The sequence below is a fragment of the uncultured Chryseobacterium sp. genome (assembly GCF_913776365.1).
GTDB lineage: Bacteria > Bacteroidota > Bacteroidia > Flavobacteriales > Weeksellaceae > Chryseobacterium.
Window position 1 is genome coordinate 1 of the sequence record NZ_CAJYMO010000315.1, and the last position, 3,522, is coordinate 3,522.

3 protein-coding genes and 1 pseudogene are annotated in these 3,522 nt (G+C 42.9%); all 4 read left to right on the forward strand.

Features of this window, described 5'->3' with window-relative positions; translation table 11 throughout:
* Positions 1–1,220 (forward strand): glutamate-1-semialdehyde 2,1-aminomutase (hemL, locus tag QZ735_RS16665; RefSeq protein WP_294250795.1); only part of this gene is annotated, 1,220 nt, incomplete at its 5' end.
* A 426-nt stretch (positions 1,221–1,646) separates the two neighbouring features.
* Complete coding sequence (locus tag QZ735_RS16670; protein WP_294250798.1) at positions 1,647–1,934, forward strand: hypothetical protein; 288 nt, start codon at positions 1,647–1,649, stop codon at positions 1,932–1,934.
* Between the two features lie 112 nt (positions 1,935–2,046).
* Positions 2,047–2,841 carry a hypothetical protein gene (locus QZ735_RS16675; protein ID WP_294250801.1) on the forward strand — a complete coding sequence of 265 codons (795 nt, stop codon included), beginning with the start codon at positions 2,047–2,049 and terminating at the stop codon, positions 2,839–2,841.
* 53 nt (positions 2,842–2,894) lie between these two features.
* Positions 2,895–3,522 (forward strand): annotated as a pseudogene (locus QZ735_RS16680) (T9SS C-terminal target domain-containing protein); the annotation flags it as partial.

A 3,522-nucleotide genomic window follows, 5' to 3' on the forward strand; every position in this document is an offset into this window, starting at 1 on the left:
ACTCCCCGGTCCGTGCATTCAAATCCGTAGGAGGAGTGCCGGTTTTTATGAAATCTGCAAAAGGAGCTTACCTTACTGATGCCGATGACAATACCTATATCGATTACATCAATTCCTGGGGGCCGGCCATTCTCGGCCATACCCATCCCGAGGTTCTGGAAGCGCTGAAAATTCAGGCCGAAAAAGGTTTTTCTTTCGGTGCACCGACGGAGCTTGAAACGGAAATTGCAAAATTTATCGTCGAAAATGTTCCGAATATCGATCAGATCAGAATGGTGTCTTCAGGAACAGAAGCCTGTATGAGTGCTGTCAGGCTGGCCAGAGGTTTTACCGGAAGAGATAAGATTGTAAAATTTGAAGGTTGTTATCACGGGCATTCGGATTCATTTCTTATTAAAGCGGGGAGTGGAGCAGCCACTTTCGGAAATCCGAATTCTCCCGGCGTAACAGCAGGAACGGCAAAAGATACTTTGCTGGCAAGATACAATGATATGGGGCAGGTAGAAGACCTGTTCAGACATAATCAGGGTGAAATTGCGGCGGTTATTATTGAGCCTGTTGCCGGAAACATGGGTTGTGTCCTTCCTGAAAACGAATTTCTTCAAAAGCTGAGAACCATCTGTGATGAAAACGGAGCATTACTGATCTTTGACGAGGTAATGACCGGCTTCAGGCTGGCATTCGGAGGAGCGCAGGAGCTTTTTAATGTTAAAGCGGATCTCGTGACCTACGGAAAAGTAATCGGCGGTGGACTTCCGGTCGGTGCTTTTGCAGGCAGAAACGAAATTATGGACTATCTGGCACCAAAAGGTGCAGTTTATCAGGCAGGGACCTTAAGCGGAAACCCTTTGGCCATGAGAGCCGGACTGAAAACTTTGCAGCTGATCAAAAATGATCCTGAATTCTTCAACAGATTGGAAAAAACCACGGAAACGCTGAATTTCGAAATCGGAAAAATCCTGAATGAAAAAGGAATTGCCCATAAAATCAACCGAAAAGGATCGATGATGTCCGTATTTTTCCATACGAACAGGGTTTCTAATTTTGATGAAGCCCAGGAGGCCAACCATGCCTTATTTAATAATTTCTTCCACCAGATGCTGCAGAACGGGATCTATCTTCCGCCAAGCGGCTATGAAACGTATTTTATCAGTAATGCGATTAAAGATAAAGAAATCGACAGAACGCTGGAAGCGGTGAGGAAATTCGAGTACTCTTAAAAAGTCAATGGTGAATTCTTTCAGGTGAATTGTCAATTCCTTTCGGGTGAATGGTGAATTTTTTAATTGATTCACAATTGACATGCGAAGTAAAATTGACCATTCACGATTCATTTGTCAATGGTGAATTCCTTCGGGGAAATGGTGCATTTTTTATTGATTACAATTGATTTGCAAAGCAAGATAAAGCATTCATGATTTAATTATTATGATCAAATCCTTTGGAAGAATAGTGAATTTTCTGGCTTACTTTACAATTGACTTGCGCAGCAAAATTGACCATTGACTATTCACCTATAAAAATAGAAAACGCAGTGCAAACTGCGTTTTCTGTTTTTATACATCATTTAATATGAAATTAATATTCCTGAAATCTTAAAAGTTTTTGAACATCTTATTTTTATGCTTTAAAAAAACATTCAGATCATGCACAAAATAATTAAGACCGGCGAATGGAAGTATTCCGGAAATACCTATCTGCCGATTTTACTGGTAGAGCAGGAGCCCGGTAACCTTTCATCATTGGGATCTGCTGCTTTTTCATCAACTATCGGAAAAGACAGCACCGTCTATTACCTGCATTTCGGAAAGTACCTTATTGATGAACAAGGCTATATTTCAGCAGACAGCAGTTCGCGCCCCTTTCTATCGGTACAGGACGCTTTGGGGTATGCGGAACGGAATATTGAAATTCTGAACTGGAATACGGAGTAATATGATCTTTTACGTTATTTATTATTTGCATTAAGTTAATAAAGCAACTCTTTTATTAAATAAGTAAAATATTTTTGAAAAAATTTAAAATTAACAATTAAATACTAAGGACATGAAAAGACTTTACATGAGCGCACTTACCCTGTGCATGGTACTGGGCATTTCCGCCCAGGAAGTGGTCTGGCAGAAAGACATTACGTCTTCGACGCAGGATTTCCTTTCCCAGGTGACCACCACCATCGATCAGCAATACCTGATTTCAGGCAGCAGTATCCGGTCCAATAAAATCTCTTCGGATAATAAGCAGAACAACGGCTACGATTTCCATGTGGTGAAACTGAACCAGCAGGGAGAAGAAGTCTGGGAAAAATACTTCTCCGGGAAAAACCATGATTTCTTATCAGCCACCGTCAATACGCAGGAAGGTGGGTATTTACTTGCAGGCACGTCCTACTCAGGCCAAGGCCTGGATAAAAAAGAGGAATCCAGAGGCGGAAGCGATCTCTGGCTGATCCGCATCAACGAATTCGGGGATGAATTGTGGCAGAAAACCATCGGCGGAGCTTCAGACGAAGAAGCAAGAGCAGTGATCCAGACGACGGATTTCGGATTTTTTGCAGCAGGCAACATCCAGAATTCAGAGAAAGGATTCGGATCGAAAGACGTTCTTATCGTAAGGCTTGATAAGAACGGAAAGGAAATTTCACAACTTATTTTAGGCGGAAAAGGACTCGATGAAGTGGAGAAAATAATTCCGACTCTGGATGGCGGAGCATTGTTAGGGATCTATTCCAGAAGTGGAGCGGTGGCTGGAAGTAGCAAAGTCATTAACCATCAACCAAAACCACCTCCAATTACGGCGAAGGCGATTATCACATCGTCAAGCTTAATAAAGAAGGCAAGGTAGAATGGGAAAAGAATTTCGGTGGAACAGGTGACGATCATTTAAGGACTTTGGCCATGACTTCCACCGGTTATCTGATCGGCGGGGAATCCAGATCGGAGCGTTCGGGAAATAAAACCGTAGGCATCGAAGAGGGAACAGACCTTTGGTTGATCTCCGTAAACCCGAGAGGCGAAGAGATATGGCAGAAGTCCTACAATTTCAAGAACCGGGATGTTCTGATGGGCATGAGCGTTCTGCATGCTTCCGATGATAAAAATACGAGAGGGATTTTATTGGGCGGCTACACGCAGGCAGAGGGAAGAATCGAAACGGATGATGAAAAGTTCTGGATGCTGTATTTGGATCAGAATGGCAATGAGCAGTGGAGAAAGCACGTCAAAGGCGAATCCAGCAAAAGGGAAGAACGGCTTTCGGATATTAAGCTGAATAGAAACGGTTCAATCATTTTGGCCGGAACCAGCGCCGAGGAACTGGGAAGAGAAAACTGGAAAATTGTGAAGTTAGGTGATAAGCAAATTGACCAATTGATCGAGAAGCAGGATATTAAGATTTACCCGAATCCGGTGAGTGATTTCGCGTATGTGGAGCTTGGGTTTGAGGGTTTGAGGGAAGGTGCGTTTGGAGCGGAAATTACGGTGTATGATATGGGAGGAAGGCAGCTTCAGAACGTTAAAACAAAAA